Genomic DNA, 19,320 nt, shown 5'->3' on the forward strand with positions numbered 1-19,320 from the left:
ACTTCTAAACCATACGATAAAAATTTTTATAAAAATTGAAGATGATCGGGCGTAATTATAAGGCTAAAAATCTTGTACAGGTTCTCGTTATACTTCTCTTTATCCAGCATATAGTAAAAAGCTCCCTTTTTCGACCCTGCTTTGTCTTTCTCATTAAGCTTTATTAATAAACCTGTAGAAAGCAATTTACGGCTAAAATTACGCTTGTCAAAATTCACCTCGTAAATGGCATCGTACATACTTTGTATTTGTGGCAGGGTAAATTTTTCGGGTAAAAGCTCAAATACGATGGGATGCAGGGCGGCTTTATATTGCAGGCGTTTCTTGGCTTCTTCTACCATTGCATCATGATCGAAGATGAGCGAGGGCACGTTCTTGATGGGGAACCACTCGGCATGGTAATCGTGGCTTAGCTGCTGTTTATACTTGGCAATATCTATCAGCGCAAAATATGCTATACTAATGGTGCGCTCGGTGGTATCGCGTTTAACGGCGCCAAAGGTGTGCAATTGCTCCAGGTATACACCATGAAGGCCGGTAAGCTTATTTAAAATACGGGTAGATGCATCATCAACACTTTCGTCTTCGTTAACAAAACCGCCCATCAAGCTCCATTTGTTCATCTCGGGGTTAAACCCGCGTTTAACCAACAGAAGCTTTAAATCTGAACCATCAAAACCAAATACAATACAATCTATAGCCACGGTAATGTGTGGCGCTGCTTTATTCTTCATGCGTGTGTAACCGTAGCTAATGTAATAAATAAGATAAACAATAAAAACCCGTGGGGCTTTAAAGTCTGTTCAGTCACTTTTTTCGTAACTAATAGTCATCAAAGTGTTAATGTAACACCTCAGTAATCAACGTGGCACGATATTTCCATCGATACCGCTTAAATTATGCTTGCTTGCAAATATGGCAACGAAGCCGATACTAACATATGAAAGTTGCACATCTCATTCTTACGTATACCAGCCCTCAATTAACCGAACGTTTAATCAAAGCTATAACTCATGAGCAATTCGACTTCTATATCCACGTCGATAAAAAGTTTAGCATTAAGCCTTACCTGTACCTGCAAAAATACCCAAACGTTTACTTTATTAAAAACCGCGAAGACGTACGCTGGGCAGGTTATAATACGATTAAAGCAACCTTTAAATGCATCAAGGAAATTGTGGCTTCGGGCGTGCCATATGAATATATTAACTTTTTAAGCGGTCAGGATTATCCTATTAAATCGGCTGCTTATATGCTCGGGTTTTTTGAGCGCAACAAAGGCAAACAGTTTATTGAATTTCAAAGCATTGACCGCGAATGGGTGGAAGCGCAGCCCCGTATTACCAAATATCACCTCACCAATTTCACGTTTAAAGGCAGGCATCTTATAGAGCGGTTGGTAAATTTACTAACGCCTAAACGTAAAATGCCCCTGGATCTGCAGCCTTATGGCCGTGCTATGTTTTGGATGATGAACCCTGAAAGGGCTATGTACGTAGTAAACTATGTAGAAAGCAATCCGCAATTAGAGCGTTTTTTCCTCTTTACCTGGGGAAGCGATGAATTTGTTTTTCAAACCATATTAATGAACTCAAAGTATAAAGATGAATTGGTAAATAACGACTACCGTTATATTGATTGGTCTGCCGGTGGCGCTCATCCCAAGGTTTTAGAGGTAAAGGATCTGGAAAAACTACAGCAAAGCGACGATCTTTTTGCACGCAAGGTTAATGCAGAGAAGAGCAGCGCCTTGTTAGATGCGCTCGATAAAAGTTTTTAATAACTTTGGTACACCTGTATATTTATGGCTTATTTAATAAACATCCCAACTTTTAGCGACGACCGTGGCAACCTTACCGTATTAGACGAAGCCATCCCCTTCCAAATCAAACGCTTGTTTTACATATACGGGGTCGACAATTCGGCCCGCGGTGGTCACAGGCATCACCAAACCATACAGGCTGCTATTTGCATACAGGGTAAGTGTACCATTATTAATGATGATGGCGACACCGTTGAACACATAGAGCTCGATCAGCCCAGTAAGTGCCTTATCCTGGAGACCAAAGACTGGCATGTAATGACCAACTTTAGCGCCGATGCCATACTCCTGGTACTGGCCAGCACTAACTTTGATGCATCCGATTATATATTTACCCCCTACGAACACCAGGCATGATAGCTTACGAGAACTTGCTGGAACTGAACAAACCGTTCACAGAGAGTTTTAAACAACAGTTTGATGATTTTTTAAACTCGGGCTGGTACATTTTAGGTAAGGCCGTTGGCAGGTTTGAGCAAGAATTTGCTGCCTGGAATAATTCGGCACATTGTATTGGCGTAGCCAACGGGCTGGATGCCCTTACGCTATCGCTCAAAGCCTACAACTTTGAGCCCTGCAGCGAGGTTATTGTACCATCAAACACTTACATTGCCACCATATTAGCTATCCTCAATAACAATTTGGTGCCGGTACTGGTAGAGCCCGATATACATACCTACAACATTGACCCGGTGTTGATAGAGCAGGCCATTACGCCGCGTACCAGGGCGTTGATGATTGTACACCTGTATGGTAAAAGCTGTGCAATGGATGCCATCATGGCGATCAAACAAAAGCATAACTTACTACTTATTGAAGATTGCGCACAATCGCACGGTGCTACGTTTAACAGGCAAAAAACAGGCACTTTTGGTGAGTTTGGCGCCTTTAGCTTTTACCCCACCAAAAACTTGGGCGCCCTGGCGATGCCGGTGCCGTAACTACTAACAATACCGAACTGGCGGGCGTTATAAGACAGTTGCGCAACTACGGGTCGGATAAAAAATACTATAACGAACGCATAGGCACCAACTCGCGCCTGGACGAATTGCAGGCCGCATTTTTGAGTGTTAAGCTCCAGGCATTGGATCAAATTAATGCTCATAAGCGCCAACTGGCCGCCCTATATATTCAAAATTTAAAAGAAGACTATATTTTGCCTGTGGTGCAGCAAGGCTATGAGGATGTATACCACATTTTTAACATACGCCACCCCAAGCGCGATAAGCTTAAAGCTTACCTGTTAGAACATGGCATTGGCACCGAAATACATTACCCTGTACCACCGCACCGCCAAAAGGCTATGCAGCCGATTATTACCGGGCAAACTTTCCCTATAGCCGAAGAAATTCATCAAACCACGTTAAGCCTGCCCTGTTCGTACTGGCACACGCCACAGCAAATTGAACAGGTTATTGCCACGCTTAATGCTTTTTAATATTTGGCAGGGTTTTGATTAATTTATTTAAAAGCTCATTAAATTTGAAAAAAATAAACCGCGACAAATATTTTGCCGTATAAAGGTAATTTAAGTACTTTACCCGTTGTAGGTCTATTTTATAGCCTTTGCCGTAAACAGATATTAATGAACAGAACTTATACTATTATTATTGCTTTACTGCTTACTGTTTTTGCCGTACCCCAAAGCCTCAAGGCTCAAAATACGATCATAACAGATATATCTGAGCCTTACCTCGAAAAGCTGATCAATACAGCCAAAGCCAACTATCCGCACGTAAAATCTTTAGATAGCAGGTTGGTTACTGCCAAAAACAACGTAAGCCGGGCAAAAATTTCTTACCTGGATGCGTTAACCTTTTCTTATGTATACCAGCCTAATACCACACTTAATTTAAATACCCTGCAGCCCGGCACCACCGATGGTTCTGTGGGTACCAATAACCGTACAAGTCTGTTTAGTGGTACGCAGTTCGGGTTGTTTTTCAATTTAGGGTCGTACCTGCAAAAACCTTACGCCGTAAAACAGGCCAGGCAAGAGCTTAATATTGCCAGTAACGATATTGCCGAATACATGCTTACCCTGACCACGCAGGTAAAAAAGCGTTACTATATGTACATTCAAAAACTGGCTGCCGTAAAACTGCAATCGCAGGCAGCTATTGATGGCGAGAGTGTATTAAAAGATGTAAAGTACCGCTTTGAAAAAGGCGAAGAAACGTTAGACAATTATACGAAAGCCCGCATTAACCAAACACAGCAAAGCCAAGCTAAAATTACCGCCGAGGCCGACCTGTTTATGGCCAAAGCAGATCTGGAAGAACTATTGGGCGATAAATTAGAAAATATTAAATGATAGATTTAAGTACTTTCTTTAAAGTTTTACTGCGGCATAAGTTCACCCTGATCATTATACCGCTGGTAACGGTCATCATTACTTATTTTTTGGTTCGCAACCAGCCCGATACCTATTTATCTGACGCGCAGATAGCCACCGGTATTGTTGATCAAACCTCTAAAAGTTTAAACCCCGATGCCGGCTTTTTACAGGAAACACAAGTAAGTCAGGAATTTGGCAACCTCATTGCCATGATACGGTCTAAGCGGATGATGGATCAGCTTTCGTACATGCTCATTATTCACGACTTATCGAGCAAAACACCATTCCGTAAGCCCAGCAAGACGTTGCTATCGCTCAACAGCGACGCCAGGGCACATGCACTGCAGTTATTTAAAGAGTTTTACGACAAACGCCAACCGCTCTCACTCTTCAACCCCGATCAGCGCGGTTTGAATGACCTGCTGGGTTCTATGCGTTATGACGAGCAATCATTGTTGCAAAAACTAACAGTATACCGCGACGGTAACAGCGACTTCATCTTTGTGCAGTTTGAGTCGGAAGACGCTAACATGTCGGCACTGGTGGTTAATAATCTATGCCAAAACTTTATCAAGTACTACACTTTAATGGTGAAAGAAAATCAGCAAAAGGCAGTTGATTTTTACAGCGAACTTTCAAAAGATAAAAAAGATACTTTAGATAAGCGCCTTAACGAACTTAAAGATTACAAGATCAAAAACCAGGTATTGAACTTGAGCGAGCAGGCTACTTCGCTATACTCGCAAATATCTGATTTCGAAACCCGCCGCCAGCAAGCCGAAAAAGATGCTGTAGCCTATAAAGTGGCTATAAACAATATTGATAACCAGTTTGACCCTGCCGACCGCCGCTACGTAGAAGCCTCCATGGTACGCCTGAACCAGCAGGTAATCAGCACCCGTGCACAGCTGGAAACCGTGACCAACGAGTACGTGCAAAGCGGCTTTCAACCTGAACTGAAAGAGCGTGCCGATTCGCTTACCCGTGTTATCAGCAGCCAGATAGGCCGCTCTAACGATAAATATATTGTAAACCCTTTGGTGAACAAGCAGGCGCTGATACAGCAAAAGCTAACCATGCAAATTCAGTACGACCTGGCTAAAAGCAGCGAAGGATCGATTGAAAAAGAACTGGGACGCCTGAACGACCGCCTGAAACAACTGGTACCGCATGAAGCCGTGGTACAGGCCGATGAAAGTGCTATTAAAATTGCCCAGGACGAGTACATGGATATACTAAACAAGTATAACCAAAGCCGCCTGCAATCTAACTACTCGGTTATGCTGCGCCAAATAGAAACAGCTATGCCAGGCGGCGCACAACCCTCTAAAAAGATGCTACTGGTTATCATTAGCGGTGTGGTGAGCGGTATATTTTGCGTACTGGTGTTGTTTGTATTGTTTTATTTGGATAACACCATCAAAAACCCGCGCGAGCTTGCTAATGCTACAAAAACGCCTGTGCTGGGCTACCTGCACAGGTTAAGCGGCGCCACTTTAGACCTTCGCCAGATATGGATGGAGAATGAGGGCAGTGAAGAGAACAGGCGTTTCCGTAACCTGCTGCAATCTATAAGGTATGAAATTGATACCGAAATGAACGGCGGAAAAGTATTGCTTATTAACAGCCTTGCACAAGACGAAGGCAAAACCTTTTTGGCTCTTAACCTGGCTTATGCCTATTCTTTGGTAAATAAAAAAGTATTGCTTATTGATGGTGATTTTACCCGGCCCGACATTACCAAAGCCGTTAAAGCCACTTACTTTATTGAAGACTATTTTAACTGCTCCTTACAAAATACCGATATTGCCTCTAACTCGGTAATTACAACACTGGGCAACCGCGGTAAAGATGTTTCATTGTATCAGTTAGCTTCAGAGGCTGATGTAAAGCACGAGTTTGATTTGCTTAAAAATGTTTTCGATATAATTATTGTGGAAGCCCCTGCATTAAATACCCTCAATAAATCAAAAGAGTGGGTAAGCGTAGCCGACAAAGTAATTACGGTTATGAAAGCCGGCCAAAGCATTAAGGAACATAAAAAAGGCCACATTAATTATTTAAAAGGACTTACAAACCAATTTATTGGATGGGTTTTGAACGAGGTAGACAAAGGCCAGGTACCTACCGACCAGCAGGCTTAAATTCAACTGTACTTAAATAATATTACATGGCAGTAATTAACGCATTATGGATCTTGTTTCAGGTACTTATTGGGTACAACCTAATTTTGCCTATACTGCTGTATTTAGGCTACAGCCTCAAAAAGCCTAAGCAGGTATTGCTCTCTGCACCTGCCGAGGCCGATTATGCCATCATCGTAACCGCCTATGAATGGGTAACGGCTATTCCTGATGTGGTAGCTTCATTATTAAAACTCAATTACAGCAATTATCTTATTTATATAGTGGCCGATAAGTGCGACATCAGCACGCTAAACTTTACCGACGAACGCGTAATAGTTTTACGGCCCAAAGAAACGCTGGGTGGCAATGTACGCTCGCACTTTTACGCCATTAACCGCTTTCAGCGTGCGCATGAACGTTTAACGATCATCGACAGCGACAACCTTGTAGAACCTGAATACCTCAACGAACTCAACAAAATGTTTAACCAGGGCTTTGAAGCCGTACAAGGCATACGCGAAGCCAAAAACCTGGACACTACCTATGCTTGCTTAGATGCAGCGCGCGATATTTATTATCATTTTTATGATGGCAAAGTATTGTTTGGTGTAGGTTCATCGGCTACGCTGGCCGGCTCAGGCATGGCCTTTACCACGCAGTTATACCGCCAGTGTTTAGAACATTTGAATGTAAGCGGTGCCGGTTTTGACAAAGTGTTACAGGCAGCCATCCTCAACCAAAACAAGCGCATTGCCTTTACCGGCAAGGCTATTGTATACGACGAAAAAACCACCCACTCCGAGCAGTTGGTAAAACAACGCGCACGGTGGATCAATACCTGGTTCAAGTATTTTAAATATGGTTTTACCCTGCTGTTAAATTCGGTTAAAAATTTCAGCTTGAACCAGTTCTTGTTTGGGTTGATCTTGTTAAGGCCGCCGTTGTTCATTTTCTTAATACTGGCCGTATTTTGTATGCTGGCTAATGTATTTATCAGCGTTATTGCGGTGGCGTTATGGCTAACCGGTTTCCTTCTATTTGTGTTGGGCTTTTATATAGCCTTGGCTAAGTCTGACACCGATAAGCGGATATACCAGTCGTTGATCAATATTCCAAAGTTTATCTACTTCCAAATTCTTTCACTGCTGAAATCGCGGAAAGCTAACCAGTATTCGGTAGCTACCCGCGGTGCGCAAAGCACTACAGACACTGAGGACAATAAAACCGGGATATGAGAATAGAACCATCAGATAAAGCGCTGCGCGACTACAAACCCGATCCGTCGGTACAAAAAAAGATAGACCATATTACACGGATAGTGGCTATTGTAGTAGCGTTTTTAAGCACGTTCTTTTTCTTTATCAAGATCTTGTTCTTGTAGAGGACATTGAAATAAAAAACGTCATTGCGAGGTACGAAGCAATCCCTGCGCAGATAAGTGACGATAACACAGTTCAGAGATTGCTTCGTACCTCGCAATGACGGTGAGGAATATAAAAGAAAAAACCAGTGGAATTTCAGGCAACCATACCGGGCAGTAAAACGGGCGGCAGCATAAGGCAGCGGCTGGTTAGGCTGTTTCTTATTGATAAGCTGAAGAGCCCTGTGGGTATTGCCCTGTTATTAGCCGTAGCAGGTATTATTGCAGCCGGAACGGCCAAAATGGGGTTAACGTTTGGTATCTTGCTAATTTTAGGTGTCGGAGTTTTGCCATTACTGAACGGCATTGTTAACTATCCCAAGTTCGGCATCATCCTGCAACTCATCATGGCCTACTTCCTGTTCATGCTGGGGCGTATTGGCGTACCGGGGCCTATAGGTACGCTTATGGATGGTATACAAGCTTTACTTCTGCTGGGCCTGATTATTAGGGTAAAAGAAAACGGTAACGACTGGACCTACTTTAAGAACCCCATTACCACTGTACTACTTATCTGGCTAATTTATAACATCCTTGAGTTTGGCAACCCCTTTGCCGAATCGCGCATGGCCTGGATGTATACCATACGTACTGTGGCTATTGTACTCTTGGGTTACTTTGTACACATTTATAGTATTCGTTCTGTTACTTATGTGCGTACGTTGTTAAAGCTATGGCTTTTCATGAGCCTCATTGCTGCTTTGTACGCCTATAAACAGGAATACATTGGCTTTTCTGATGCCGAAGAAGCGTACCTCCACTCCGACCCTGCTATTGCATCACTACTATTTATTGCCGGGCACTGGCGTAAGTTCTCCACCTTTTCAGATCCTGTTTCGTTTTCTTATAACATGGTAATGCCTACCATCTTGTGCATTTGCCTTATTGCGGGTAAAATGAAGCTTTGGAAAAAAGTGGTACTTGCTATACTGGCCGGCTTGTACATGTCTTCTATGTTATTTTCGGGTACCCGGGGTGCTAACGTGCTTTTGCCTGCGGCTTTACTGCTTTTTGCAATTTTAAATTACAGCAAAAAGGTGTTAGTGTTTACCTGTATTGCTGCCGTATTCTTGGTCATACTCATTAATATACCTACCGGCAATGCCAATATACAGCGCTTTCAAACGGCATTTCGCCCTAATAACGATGATTCTTACATCCTCCGGAAGCGAAACCAAAAGCGCATACAACCTTACATACTAACCCACCCCATGGGCGGCGGCTTAGGCGCCACGGGCGATTGGGGTAAAAAATTTGCACCGGGCTCTATGCTGGCCAGTTTTCCGCCCGATAGCGGTTACATCCGCGTGGCGGTAGAAGAAGGCTGGATAGGTTTGTTCCTGTTTTGTTTAATGATGTTCACCATCCTTAAACGGGGCATTAACAATTACTACCAGATGAAAGACCCGGAACTGAAAACTTATTGCCTGGCCATGACGCTGATTGTATTTGCTTATAATATTGCTAACTTTCCGCAGGAAGCGCTGGTGCAGTATCCATCCAACGTTTTCTTTTACCTGGAAGTAGCTTTAATTGAGATCACTTTCCGGTTAGATCAGGCTAAGCAAAAAGAGGCTGTACAAGTACAATCTTTTAACACTTCAAACGTATTATAAGCAATATGAGCAGTAGCGCCATTATTCAAAACAAGGATATCATTATTGTAGGGCAGCAGCCCTGGGATGTGGAGATTGGCAGCAACTGCAAAAACATAGCGCTCGAACTAAGCAAGCACAATCGTGTACTGTACGTAAACTCTCCCCTTGACCGTATTACGCTGTTGAAGCATAAAGATTCGGCCAACGTTAAAAAACGGGTAGAGGTAATTAAAGGCAAGCGTAACGGCTTGGTAAGGTTACAGGAAAACCTGTGGAATTACTACCCGGACGAGATCATCGAATCGGTTAACTGGATCAAGAACAATACCGCCTATACCCTTTTAAACAAGCTTAATAACAAGCGCTTTGCCCGCAGTATTAAAAAAGCTGCACAGCAATTAGGGTTTAAAGATTTTGTGCTGTTTAATGATAATGATATGTTTCGCAGCTTTTACCTTAAAGAACTACTGAAGCCAACCCTAAGCATTTATTACTCGCGCGATTTTATGCTGGCGGTAGACTACTGGAAACTGCACGGCACCAAAATGGAACCCGAACTAATTGCCAAAAGCGATTTGTGTGTAGCCAACTCTACCTACCTGGCCAATTATTGCGGGCAGTACAACCCTAATTCTTTTTACGTAGGCCAGGGTTGCGACCTCGACACTTTTACGGGTTATAACCAGGAACAAAACCCGCCTAAAGATATTATGTACATTCCGGGACCGGTAATTGGTTACGTAGGTGCATTGCAGAATATTAGGCTGGATATGGAAATACTACGCCATATAGCTAAGCAACGGCCGCAATGGAACATTGTACTGGTTGGGCCCGAAGATGGCGAGTTCCAAAAAAGCGATCTGCACAATATTCATAACATTCACTTTTTGGGCGGAAAGAACCCCGACCTGCTGCCGGCCTACATCAGCGCGTTTGACGTGTGCCTTAACCCACAGATAGTTAACCAGGTAACCATTGGCAATTACCCACGCAAAATTGACGAGTACTTGGCTATGGGCAAACCGGTTGTGGCTACCCGTACCGAAGCCATGAGCGCCTTTGCCGACCATGTATACCTGGGCGATACCAAAGAAGACTACGTTAAACTCATAGACCAGGCCCTTGCCGAAAACAGCGAAGCTCTGCAGCAGGAACGCATCCGTTTTGCGGGCACACACACCTGGACTAATAACGTAGATGAGATTTATAAGGCTATTAAAAAAGTACTTCCCACGTATGCTTAACGTTGCGGTAAACCGCACGGGCCACTGCAATTAACGGGTTATTGCTTTGCCGCATATCACTGCGCGTCATGGTGCTGGGCTCGTCTGATGAATTTACCTGGTTAAACACGCCTTTAAAATCTTCATAAAACATGGCCTTGCCTTTCTTTTTGATGAATGATAAGTTCATTAAAAACTCGGTACGGTCGCCTTTGATGCCCTCGGCATAGCGGCCAAACTTTTCAAAGAAAGTAGTGCGGCGCAAATGAGGATGATCGCTATATACATGAAATTTTTTATAACCGGGATACCATATCTTAAATATCATTTCCGAAAAGCCATCCCGGTAAGGTTTTAAGTACGGGTATTTAAAGTAAGCGTAAAAGCGCACCATGTCAACATCAGCCCGCTCGTTCATAATGCCAAGTGCATTTTTTAAATGCCTGCCATAGTCTGGAAACGGATCAAAATCTTCCTGTACATATAGCGTATAAGCAGTAGTTACAGCATCCTGCCCCTTATTAATATTATTGCCCAACCCTTTATTTTGCGGCGTGGTTACCAGGTTAAATTGATATTGTGGCACCAGGTCGTTTAGCTTATCTATCTGTTCAAGTTTACTGCCATCATCAGATACCACAATGTTGCCAAAAGTTATTTCCTGCTTTTGAAAAGCCTGCAATAAACGGGCTAAAGACTGGCTGCGGTTATAGTGGGTAACTAAAAGGGTAATGGTTGGAAAATGGAAAGGCATGTTGTAAACTTAATAATTTTAACTTCAAATTTCCCTCCATGGAGGGGTGTGGTTGGGTTTATGTCTTAGTTGGGTGGGTTATTGCAAAGCGTTAAAAACACACCCCTGCCCCTCTCAAGAGGGGAATAAAATGTTACTTCTTGTACAGCACATCATAAGTCCACTTGACTAACTTTACCTGCAGGTATATATAACGTGCGGCAAGCGCAAACGGATTTTTGCTTTCGCGCCAGCCAGCACGGTTCATGGTGCTGGGTTCGTCGCTCGAGTTTTTCTGGTAAAACAGGTCATTAAAGTTCTCAAAGAATAATCCCCTGCCTTTATGCTGGATGAACGATTTAGCCATTCGATATTCTGTAATATCACCCTTTACACCCTCGGCATAACGGCCAAATTTTTGGAAGAACGAGGTACGGCGCAAATGCGGATGATCACTGTATACGTAAAATTTCAAGTGGTTATTAGCCCCTAACTGCGGCTTAAATACCATTTCTACAAAACCCTTACCATAAGCTTTGGTGTACGGGTAACTAAAGTAAGCGTAAAAGCGGGCAATATCCAGCCCGGCATCAGCCTGCATATAATTTAGCGCATCTTTGAAATGCTGCATAAAAACCGGCTTAGGTTCAAAGTCCTCTTGTACATATAATGTGTAGGGTGTGGTAACGGCATCTTGCCCTTTGTTGATATTATTACCCAATCCCCGGTTTTTCGGGGTGGTTACCAAATTGAAATCATATTGGGATTGCAACTCTTTTAACCGCTGCTGATGTTCCGGTTTACTACCGTCATCAGATACCACAATACCTCCAAAAGCTATCCCCTGCTGTTTAAACGTAATTAACAACCGCTCTAAAGACTGGCTGCGGTTATAATGTGTAATTAATAAGGTAACTTCTGGAAAGGAATTTACGTTAACATCCATAATGGTTAATATGCTAATAGTGTGCCGCAGTTTTGCAGGGCATTATTCTTGGTTTGCTTGCCAATTGTACGTGTTATGTTGCTAAAAGTTGTTCCCCTAATCAAAAACAAACATTTTCTCTCGCTGGCGGGTAACGTGATCATGTCGGGCCTGTCGCTGGTGACTATGATCATCCTTTATCATGCATTATCGTTGGGCGATGCTGGTGTGTGGGTTTTCTTTCAATCGGTGCTAATTTTGGTCGATACTTTCCGTTCAGGATTTATTACCACCGCATTTATAAAATTTTATGCGGGGGCCAGTCCGCAGCGCATGGCCGAGGTGGCGGGTTCTGCCTGGTGGATAAGCCTTATCATTACAGGCATTTTACTGTTGCTTAACATACCTGCCTACCTGCTCATCCCCTTTATACATGACGAAAGCCTGGTACTTTTTATGAAATGGGCAGGATTGAGCTATATTTTCTCGCTGCCATGGTTTATGGCCACCTGTATATTGCAGGGGCAACAACGCTTTGATAAACTCTTATATGTGCGCATGGTAAACCAACTGAGCTTTTTATTAGGCGTTGCCGCATTGTACTTTGCAGGAAGCATTAATGTATTAGGCGTGCTTTATGTTTACCTGGCATCCAACTTACTTACCAGTGTTTACGTCCTGCTCATGCGCTGGACCCAAATTTCTAACATTGCCAAACGCACAACTAACGGCATCACCGAACTGTTCCATTTTGGAAAGTACAGTGTAGGTACCACCATGATATCAAACCTGTTTCGTACTTCAGATACTTTTATCATCAACTTTATATTGAATAAGCAGGCAGTGGCCATTTACAATCTGGGCCAAACCCTGATGCAGCTGGTAGAAATTCCGTTGCGCAGCTTTGCCGCCACCGGAATGCCCGAATTATCAGCCGCTTATAACCAAAACAACCGGTCTACCGTAATAGGTACTATGAAGAGGTATACCGGCACGCTTACCGTAATTTTAATACCTGCAGTTATTTTGGGCTGTATACTTGCCGACCTACCTGTTTACTTAATTGGAGGAGGTAAATATGTGGGTACCGATGCCGCAAACGTGTTTCGTCTCTTTTTAACATTTGCACTGCTTTACCCTGCCGACCGCTTTTTTGCGCTTACGCTCGATGTGATCCATCACCCTAAAGTTAACTTTTACAAAGTAGTGGTGATGCTGATTGCCAATGTAGGTTTTGATTGGCTGGGCGTTACCCTGCTGGGCAGCATTTACGGAATAGCTATAGCCACGGTGTTCCCGGTAATGATTGGGGTAATGATAGGGTATAAGGCGTTATGCCGCTACCACCCGTTCAGTTTAGGCAGCATTTACGTAACAGGCTACCAGCAAATTAAAGCGTGGATAAAGCCATGGTTTAATAACAAACCAGGTAACCGGAACCCTCTTTTTGACGTATTATAAAAAAATTACAAGAGTGAATTAAGCCGCTTGCCGGTGTATTAAATCAACCCTTTGCTTGTCACAGTTATGAAAATAGCGCATTTAATTTTAGCTCACAACAACCCTAAACAGCTGGAACAGCTGATTAGAAGGCTTACCTATGCTGATGATGCCGTATATGTGCATTTGGATAAAAAGACATCGATGCTCCCCTACCAGCACCTGGCAGAATTAGATAATGTACATTTTGTAGCCAACCGCATAACTGTTAAGTGGGGCGCTTACAGTATTGTAGAGGCAACCTTGCAAGGGTTTAAGGCTATTCTGAACTCAAGGGTTGATTACAACTTTGTAAACTTGCTTAGCGGCTGCGATTACCCTCTGCAAACACCCGCGCACATTCATCATTTTTTACAAGAAAATAAAGGCAAGGCATTCATGAGCTATTTGCCCATTCAAACCGAGTGGCAGGAAGCATTACCCCGGATCGAAGCATATCATTTAACCAACTATTCGTTTCCGGGATGTCATGCTGTGCAAAAAATGCTCAACATGTTTCTTCCTAAACGTAAAATGCCGGGTGGCTTGGTTCCGGTTGGGCGCTCACAATGGTTTACAGCGCCGTTAGAGTGCATTAAATATATCGTTGACTATATAGAATGCAACGATGATCTCAGGCACTTTATGAAACTAACCTGGGGGCCCGATGAGTTCATTTTTCAAACCATTTTGTACAACTCGCACTATCGGGGAAAAATTGTAAATACCAATTTACGCTATATAGACTGGTCTGCCGGCGGAGCCAGCCCTAAAACCTTTACTATAGCCGATAAAGATGCGTTGTTGTCTTCAAAAAAACTGTACGCCCGCAAATTCGACATCATTAACCATGCCGATGTTATGGAAGAAATAGACCTTAAGCTGGATAATAAAGGCGAACTGCTATCGGCTTAAATTAAGCTTTACGGTAAAAATGTTGGTGGGTTGGTGGTAATGATAGGTAAACTCATCGGCTGCTTTGGTAATAATGAGTAAGCCCAGGTGCTCGGCCAGTTTATTCACATCAAGCTCAAAAGTGAGGTTTTCCTTACAAAAAAAGCTTACCGAATTTTCATCTTTCTTAATGGCATAAAGCAGGTGCATTACGTCAGAACTTACAATAAGCTGGGCATCCTGCTTTTCTATTTTACTCACTAGGTTAAATGGCGCACCGGTATCAATCTTATTAATGGTTAATACCTTCTCCCCTAAATTTACTTCAATGTCGGTTTTTTCGGTGCCCGAATGTTTTACCGCATTATTCAATAACTCACCTACAATAAATTTGGCCCTCAATAATAAAGCCCTCGATTGGCCATGTTCTGTAAGCAGGGGTTCGAGATAGGCCAGTATAGTACGGCTGCACCGGGTAATGTTTTCGGGCCGGTTATCAAACGTAAATACGTGGGTTGCTGTCATATTCTAATTAAGCTATGGCTTGCTGTGCCTCTTCTTCGGTACTGTATATTTTAAAAACCTTGTCTAGCCTTATAAGTTTCAGCATATCATCTATATCTTTTTGCAGGTTAATTAACACTACATCGCGTTTCATGCCTATAGCATGTTTTAGGCCGGCTACCATGGCCCCTAAAAAAGAACTGTCTACATAAGATACGTGCTGCATATTGAGCCATATGCTGCGCTGCTTATCATTCAAAAGCGCTATCAACTCACTTTTAAATTGATCTGAATGACTTAGGTTAGCCTCGGTAAGATTTACGTCTACCAATATATAAGCGGCTTCCTCTTTACTGATATTGATCATTGTTAGGTTGTTTTATAAATATGTATGATGCTGCTATCGTCTACCAATTGGGCCGATTGCTGCTGTAACGTATGTTTAAGCTCATTAAAGCTTTGTTTGTTTGCTATATGTTGCTGCAATTTTTGCGCAAAGGCGGGGTAATCGCTTTTTTTACCATCGGCAAAGGCAAAATCAATTAAGCCGTCGGTAAATATAAACAGTTCGTCGCCGGGTTCAAGGGCAATATCCTGTTCGGTATAATTACCTTCGGGTAATAAGCCCAGCAACAGACCCGAAGAATCAATTTGCGTAAGCTGCTGCGAAGCCTGCCTATAATGCAGCAAGGGTAAATCGCCGGCACCGGCATAGCTTAACTGCCCGCTTTGGCGGTCAACCCTAATGAGCGACACACTCGATAAAATATCGCGCAGGCCTTCATCATGATAAATTACTTTATTGATCTTTTGTAGGATGGAAGCTGTAGAATTATCAGTATCCGAAACACCAAAACGTACTGCCGCCCTTATGTAGCTAAGGTAAGTGAAGGTAAAAAACCAGGCCTTCCACTTCTTACCCATAATATCGCCCAGCACAATAAACAAGTACCGGTCATCGGCTTCAATAAAATCAATAAAGTCGCCTCCCGGAATTTGTTGGTAATCCTGGTGCCAAAAATCAATAGTGAGCCCGTTAATAACCGGTATCTTTTCGGGTACCGCTTTAATGTTCAAAGCAGCTACCGTTTGCCTGATCTCCATTTCCGAAAGCTCGCGTTGTTTATTAACGGCATGCAGCAGATTATTTACCTTGGCTATAATTACTTCAACGGGCGTGTCTTTAATTACATAGTCAATGGCCTGCAAATCGAGCCCCGAATACCTTATTTTTTCATCATCAAAACCGGTGAGGAACATAAAAGGAATATCCTTAAGGCGATCATTGCGCAATACACTGCGCCTAAATTCCAGTCCGTTCATTTCGGGCATCTCATAGTCAGACAGGATGGCATCGGGCATGCTGGTTTGCAGGTAAGCCAGTGCTCCCTGCCCAGAGTTTGCACTATGGCAGCTGAATCCCGCTTTATCAAACGCCCGTGCAAGCAGCTTTAAAAACAGCGGGTTATCATCAACCAGTAAGATCTGTTTAGACACAACAGCCATTATTTATCGGTACTTAATTGTTTGTAGATAGATTTGACCAGCAGGTACACGCCCGAAAGAATAATGAGCAGCGAGATAACATCCATTAAGGTAACCCCATCTTGCGGGTTAAAGTAAAAGATGGTAAACATCTCAAAGTAAGGCGGTGCCGGCATAATAATCATGGCAAAGCCCAGCATAATAAGCACCAGCCCAATGGCCGCAAGAACCACCTGCTTTACCCTTTCGCCCTGCAAATATTTTTTTGACATGGCACTGTCTACCTGGTGGTTGGCCAGCAAAACGCTGAACTCATCTAACAGGTTGGCGCGGTTGGCGTTATCATGCTCATCTATTTGCTTAAAGGCATCAATCTGGTGGCGGTAAGTGCCGGCTTTATCAAGCGCGTCGTTCACAGTACCCCTTATTTGTTTTACCTTTTCACTGTCAATATCGCTTTGTGCCAGCAGTTTTACCAGTTCGTCGAGTTTGGTGTCAATAGCAGCCTGTTTATTGCTTGCCTGCTGCAACTGCACCACTTCTTTTTTTATATCTTCGTGCTTACTCAATTTACAAGTACTCGTTTATACCATCAAACTTTTACGGCTCAAATATCGTAAACCTGTTAAATGAAAATGGTTTCTATCATTACGGTCAATTATAACCAAAGTTATATCACAGAACAACTATTGGCCTCTATATTTGAGACCAATACCTATACGGCCATTGAACTTATTGTGGTTGATAACGCCAGCAAAGATAACCCTATACCGGCCTGGATAACCCAATACCCCAACATTACCTTTATACGCTCCGAAGTTAATTTAGGTTTTGCGGGAGGCAATAACCTGGGGGTTAAACAAGCCAAAGGCGATTACCTGTTTTTTGTGAATAATGATACCGAATTTACCGCCGGACTGGTACAAGATCTGGTAAATATTTTGGATAAAAATCTTACGGTGGGAATGGTATCGCCCAAGATAAGGTACCATGACCAGCCCACCGTTTTGCAGTATGCCGGCTTTACCAACATGAACTATTATACCATGCGCAATAGCTGCATTGGCCAGTTTGAGGAAGATAAAGGACAGTACGACAATACCACCGGCCCCACTGGCTATATACACGGTGCAGCCATGATGGTTAGGCGCGATGCTATTGATAAGGCGGGATTAATGGCCGAAAACTTTTTTTTGTACTACGAGGAAATGGACTGGAACGACCATATTAAACGGGCGGGTTACCAAATATGGGTAGAGCCAAAGGCGTTGATCTACCATAAAGAGTCGGTATCGGTTGGCCGAGCAAGCGGACTGAAAGAATATTTCATGAACCGTAACCGCATCTTGTTCATCAGGCGTAATGCACCATCGGCTTTGGCTGTTATCGTGTTTTACATCTACTTTATACTGCTGGTTACGCCACGCAACATCATCAATTATATTCGCCAGGGGCATAAGGGTTTTACCACCCTATTGCTTAAAGCCATTAGTTGGAATTTTACTCACGCAAAAAACAGTACCGATTTGGGCTACAAGCTATAAACTATGGAAGTATTACTTTGGCTTAGCCTCTTTGTTGTTTTTTATGCGTTCTTCGGTTATGGCATATTGCTATTTATCATCATTAAAATAAAGCGCAAGTTGCGTGGCTTACCGGTTATCCCCGTGGTTGCAGATGCCGATTTGCCTACCTGTACGCTGGTGATTGCCGCTTATAATGAGGAAGGTTTTATCATCGAAAAGATCAAAAACACGCTTGAACTTGAATACCCGGCTGGTAAGCTCGACCTACTGTTTATTACCGATGGCTCGAGTGACCGCACACCAGAGTTGGTAGCGGCTTACCCGCAGATCAGGCTTATGCATTCGCCCGACCGCAGGGGTAAAATAGCGGCGGTGCACCGCGCTATGGACACCGTGACCACCGAAGTGGTAGTGTTTACCGATGCCAATACCTATTTAAACCCTGATGCCTTACTTAAAATTTGCCGCCATTATGCCGATGCACGCGTGGGTGCCGTGGCTGGTGAAAAGCGCATACATATAGATGCAAGTGCCGATGCCACCGCAGGCGAAGGTTTTTACTGGAAATACGAATCGAAATTAAAGGCCTGGGACGCCGAGCTATATTCTGTAGTAGGTGCCGCCGGCGAGTTGTTTAGCATACGCAAAGCTTTATACAGGCCGGTATCACCTAATGCTATTCTGGACGATTTTATGATCTCGTTGCTGGTTGCACAGGACGGTTACCGGGTATTGTACGAACCGGAGGCATATGCTACCGAAACCTCCTCAGCCAATGTGAAGGAAGAGCTGAAAAGAAAGATCCGTATTGCAGCCGGGGGTATACAGTCTATTGTTTGGTTAAAGAGCTTGTTAAACCCGTTTAAACAGCCGCTGCTGTCTTTTCAATACATTAGTCACCGGGTTTTACGGTGGACGGTAACGCCCTTTTTAATGATACTGGCGCTGTTGCTTAACATCGCTATTGTAGCTGCCGGTGGCAGTATGCTCTACCATGTTTTACTGATAGGTCAAGTGGCCTTTTACCTGGCATCGTTGGCTGGCTGGCTGTTAGAACGGCAGGAGATCAAGGTTAAAGCCCTGTTTATTCCCTACTACTTTTGCATGATGAATTATGCGGTAATACGGGGCATTTTCAGGTATTGGGCAGGCACACAAAGCGCGGCCTGGGAAAAGTCGGAGAGGAAGTAGGCCCCTCCCAACCCTCCCCGGGAGGGAGGGCTTTTCAAAAAATCCTCTCTTTAGAA

General features: G+C 43.4%; 21 protein-coding genes. 14 read left to right on the forward strand and 7 right to left on the reverse strand.

Annotated elements, in window-relative coordinates:
• Positions 1–26: 26 nt before the first annotated feature.
• Entirely contained in the window at positions 27–734 is a 708-nt protein-coding gene (locus IEV61_RS04710) for an NUDIX hydrolase (RefSeq protein WP_188414224.1), read from the reverse strand.
• A gap of 206 nt (positions 735–940) precedes the next feature.
• Here IEV61_RS04710 and IEV61_RS04715 point away from each other — a divergent pair, with 206 nt between their 5' ends.
• From IEV61_RS04715 to IEV61_RS04755, 10 genes are all read left to right on the forward strand, one after another.
• Positions 941–1,780, forward strand: a complete 840-nt coding sequence (locus tag IEV61_RS04715) for a beta-1,6-N-acetylglucosaminyltransferase (protein ID WP_188414226.1) — start codon at positions 941–943, stop codon at positions 1,778–1,780.
• 24 nt (positions 1,781–1,804) lie between these two features.
• Complete coding sequence (locus tag IEV61_RS04720; protein WP_188414228.1) at positions 1,805–2,179, forward strand: sugar 3,4-ketoisomerase; 375 nt, start codon at positions 1,805–1,807, stop codon at positions 2,177–2,179.
• The gene (locus tag IEV61_RS20670) at positions 2,176–2,763 is read left to right on the forward strand and encodes a DegT/DnrJ/EryC1/StrS family aminotransferase (protein ID WP_262890589.1); all 588 of its coding nucleotides are present in this window, start codon (positions 2,176–2,178) and stop codon (positions 2,761–2,763) included. The genes IEV61_RS04720 and IEV61_RS20670 overlap by 4 nt, the downstream gene beginning before the upstream one ends.
• Before the next feature lie 38 nt (positions 2,764–2,801).
• Positions 2,802–3,260, forward strand: a complete 459-nt coding sequence (locus IEV61_RS20675; protein ID WP_262890590.1) for a DegT/DnrJ/EryC1/StrS family aminotransferase — start codon at positions 2,802–2,804, stop codon at positions 3,258–3,260.
• 147 nt (positions 3,261–3,407) lie between these two features.
• Positions 3,408–4,136, forward strand: a complete 729-nt coding sequence (locus IEV61_RS04730) for a TolC family protein (protein WP_188414230.1) — start codon at positions 3,408–3,410, stop codon at positions 4,134–4,136.
• A complete protein-coding gene (locus IEV61_RS04735) occupies positions 4,133–6,304 on the forward strand; it encodes an exopolysaccharide transport family protein (protein WP_188414231.1) in 2,172 nt (723 codons plus the stop codon). Before IEV61_RS04730 ends, IEV61_RS04735 begins: the two co-directional genes overlap by 4 nt.
• 26 nt (positions 6,305–6,330) lie before the next feature.
• Positions 6,331–7,521 carry a glycosyltransferase gene (locus IEV61_RS04740; protein ID WP_188414233.1) on the forward strand — a complete coding sequence of 397 codons (1,191 nt, stop codon included), beginning with the start codon at positions 6,331–6,333 and terminating at the stop codon, positions 7,519–7,521.
• Complete coding sequence (locus IEV61_RS04745; RefSeq protein WP_188414234.1) at positions 7,518–7,667, forward strand: hypothetical protein; 150 nt, start codon at positions 7,518–7,520, stop codon at positions 7,665–7,667. Before IEV61_RS04740 ends, IEV61_RS04745 begins: the two co-directional genes overlap by 4 nt.
• A gap of 128 nt (positions 7,668–7,795) precedes the next feature.
• Complete coding sequence (locus IEV61_RS04750; RefSeq protein WP_229747035.1) at positions 7,796–9,322, forward strand: O-antigen ligase family protein; 1,527 nt, start codon at positions 7,796–7,798, stop codon at positions 9,320–9,322.
• A gap of 5 nt (positions 9,323–9,327) precedes the next feature.
• Positions 9,328–10,548: a glycosyltransferase gene (locus tag IEV61_RS04755; RefSeq protein ID WP_188414235.1), complete on the forward strand. Its 1,221-nt coding sequence runs from the start codon at positions 9,328–9,330 to the stop codon at positions 10,546–10,548.
• On the opposite strand, the gene IEV61_RS04760 is transcribed toward IEV61_RS04755, so the two are convergent.
• Both IEV61_RS04760 and IEV61_RS04765 read right to left on the reverse strand, forming a co-directional pair.
• Positions 10,520–11,281, reverse strand: coding sequence for a glycosyltransferase (locus tag IEV61_RS04760; protein WP_188414236.1), 762 nt, complete (start codon positions 11,279–11,281; stop codon positions 10,520–10,522). The genes IEV61_RS04755 and IEV61_RS04760 overlap by 29 nt on opposite strands.
• A 133-nt stretch (positions 11,282–11,414) precedes the next feature.
• Complete coding sequence (locus IEV61_RS04765) at positions 11,415–12,206, reverse strand: glycosyltransferase (protein WP_188414237.1); 792 nt, start codon at positions 12,204–12,206, stop codon at positions 11,415–11,417.
• 75 nt (positions 12,207–12,281) lie between these two features.
• Between IEV61_RS04765 and IEV61_RS04770 the strand changes: the two genes are divergently transcribed.
• Complete coding sequence (locus IEV61_RS04770) at positions 12,282–13,646, forward strand: oligosaccharide flippase family protein (protein ID WP_188414238.1); 1,365 nt, start codon at positions 12,282–12,284, stop codon at positions 13,644–13,646.
• Positions 13,647–13,712: 66 nt separating this feature from the next.
• The gene (locus IEV61_RS04775) at positions 13,713–14,579 is read left to right on the forward strand and encodes a beta-1,6-N-acetylglucosaminyltransferase (RefSeq protein ID WP_188414239.1); all 867 of its coding nucleotides are present in this window, start codon (positions 13,713–13,715) and stop codon (positions 14,577–14,579) included.
• Here the strand turns inward: IEV61_RS04775 and IEV61_RS04780 are convergent.
• The 4 genes from IEV61_RS04780 to IEV61_RS04795 are packed head-to-tail and all read right to left on the reverse strand — an operon-like array spanning position 14,568 to position 17,116.
• Positions 14,568–15,083 (reverse strand): ATP-binding protein, encoded by a 516-nt coding sequence (locus tag IEV61_RS04780; RefSeq protein ID WP_188414240.1) that lies wholly within the window; start codon positions 15,081–15,083, stop codon positions 14,568–14,570. The genes IEV61_RS04775 and IEV61_RS04780 overlap by 12 nt on opposite strands.
• Positions 15,084–15,090: 7 nt before the next feature.
• Entirely contained in the window at positions 15,091–15,429 is a 339-nt protein-coding gene (locus IEV61_RS04785) for an STAS domain-containing protein (protein ID WP_188414242.1), read from the reverse strand.
• Between the two features lie 2 nt (positions 15,430–15,431).
• Complete coding sequence (locus IEV61_RS04790; protein WP_188414244.1) at positions 15,432–16,568, reverse strand: fused response regulator/phosphatase; 1,137 nt, start codon at positions 16,566–16,568, stop codon at positions 15,432–15,434.
• Positions 16,568–17,116, reverse strand: a complete 549-nt coding sequence (locus IEV61_RS04795; RefSeq protein WP_188414246.1) for a hypothetical protein — start codon at positions 17,114–17,116, stop codon at positions 16,568–16,570. Before IEV61_RS04795 ends, IEV61_RS04790 begins: the two co-directional genes overlap by 1 nt.
• A gap of 60 nt (positions 17,117–17,176) precedes the next feature.
• Between IEV61_RS04795 and IEV61_RS04800 the strand changes: the two genes are divergently transcribed.
• Both IEV61_RS04800 and IEV61_RS04805 read left to right on the forward strand, forming a co-directional pair.
• The gene (locus tag IEV61_RS04800; RefSeq protein ID WP_188414248.1) at positions 17,177–18,091 is read left to right on the forward strand and encodes a glycosyltransferase family 2 protein; all 915 of its coding nucleotides are present in this window, start codon (positions 17,177–17,179) and stop codon (positions 18,089–18,091) included.
• Positions 18,092–18,094: 3 nt separating this feature from the next.
• On the forward strand, positions 18,095–19,264 hold the full coding sequence (locus IEV61_RS04805; RefSeq protein WP_188414250.1) for a glycosyltransferase family 2 protein: 1,170 nt from the start codon (positions 18,095–18,097) through the stop codon (positions 19,262–19,264).
• The last annotated feature ends 56 nt before the right edge of the window (positions 19,265–19,320 follow it).

It is taken from the genome of Mucilaginibacter galii (assembly GCF_014635825.1).
Lineage (GTDB): Bacteria > Bacteroidota > Bacteroidia > Sphingobacteriales > Sphingobacteriaceae > Mucilaginibacter > Mucilaginibacter galii.

Bases quoted from the DNA above. Each gene is read 5' to 3' on its own strand.
- IEV61_RS04710 (WP_188414224.1), bottom strand. From the start codon at position 734: ATGAAGAATAAAGCAGCGCCACACATTACCGTGGCTATAGATTGTATT.
- IEV61_RS04715 (WP_188414226.1), top strand. From the start codon at position 941: ATGAAAGTTGCACATCTCATTCTTACGTATACCAGCCCTCAATTAACC.
- IEV61_RS04720 (WP_188414228.1), top strand. From the start codon at position 1,805: ATGGCTTATTTAATAAACATCCCAACTTTTAGCGACGACCGTGGCAAC.
- IEV61_RS20670 (WP_262890589.1), top strand. From the start codon at position 2,176: ATGATAGCTTACGAGAACTTGCTGGAACTGAACAAACCGTTCACAGAG.
- IEV61_RS04730 (WP_188414230.1), top strand. From the start codon at position 3,408: ATGAACAGAACTTATACTATTATTATTGCTTTACTGCTTACTGTTTTT.
- IEV61_RS04735 (WP_188414231.1), top strand. From the start codon at position 4,133: ATGATAGATTTAAGTACTTTCTTTAAAGTTTTACTGCGGCATAAGTTC.
- IEV61_RS04740 (WP_188414233.1), top strand. From the start codon at position 6,331: ATGGCAGTAATTAACGCATTATGGATCTTGTTTCAGGTACTTATTGGG.
- IEV61_RS04745 (WP_188414234.1), top strand. From the start codon at position 7,518: ATGAGAATAGAACCATCAGATAAAGCGCTGCGCGACTACAAACCCGAT.
- IEV61_RS04755 (WP_188414235.1), top strand. From the start codon at position 9,328: ATGAGCAGTAGCGCCATTATTCAAAACAAGGATATCATTATTGTAGGG.
- IEV61_RS04760 (WP_188414236.1), bottom strand. From the start codon at position 11,281: ATGCCTTTCCATTTTCCAACCATTACCCTTTTAGTTACCCACTATAAC.
- IEV61_RS04765 (WP_188414237.1), bottom strand. From the start codon at position 12,206: ATGGATGTTAACGTAAATTCCTTTCCAGAAGTTACCTTATTAATTACA.
- IEV61_RS04770 (WP_188414238.1), top strand. From the start codon at position 12,282: ATGTTGCTAAAAGTTGTTCCCCTAATCAAAAACAAACATTTTCTCTCG.
- IEV61_RS04775 (WP_188414239.1), top strand. From the start codon at position 13,713: ATGAAAATAGCGCATTTAATTTTAGCTCACAACAACCCTAAACAGCTG.
- IEV61_RS04780 (WP_188414240.1), bottom strand. From the start codon at position 15,083: ATGACAGCAACCCACGTATTTACGTTTGATAACCGGCCCGAAAACATT.
- IEV61_RS04785 (WP_188414242.1), bottom strand. From the start codon at position 15,429: ATGATCAATATCAGTAAAGAGGAAGCCGCTTATATATTGGTAGACGTA.
- IEV61_RS04790 (WP_188414244.1), bottom strand. From the start codon at position 16,568: ATGGCTGTTGTGTCTAAACAGATCTTACTGGTTGATGATAACCCGCTG.
- IEV61_RS04800 (WP_188414248.1), top strand. From the start codon at position 17,177: ATGAAAATGGTTTCTATCATTACGGTCAATTATAACCAAAGTTATATC.
- IEV61_RS04805 (WP_188414250.1), top strand. From the start codon at position 18,095: ATGGAAGTATTACTTTGGCTTAGCCTCTTTGTTGTTTTTTATGCGTTC.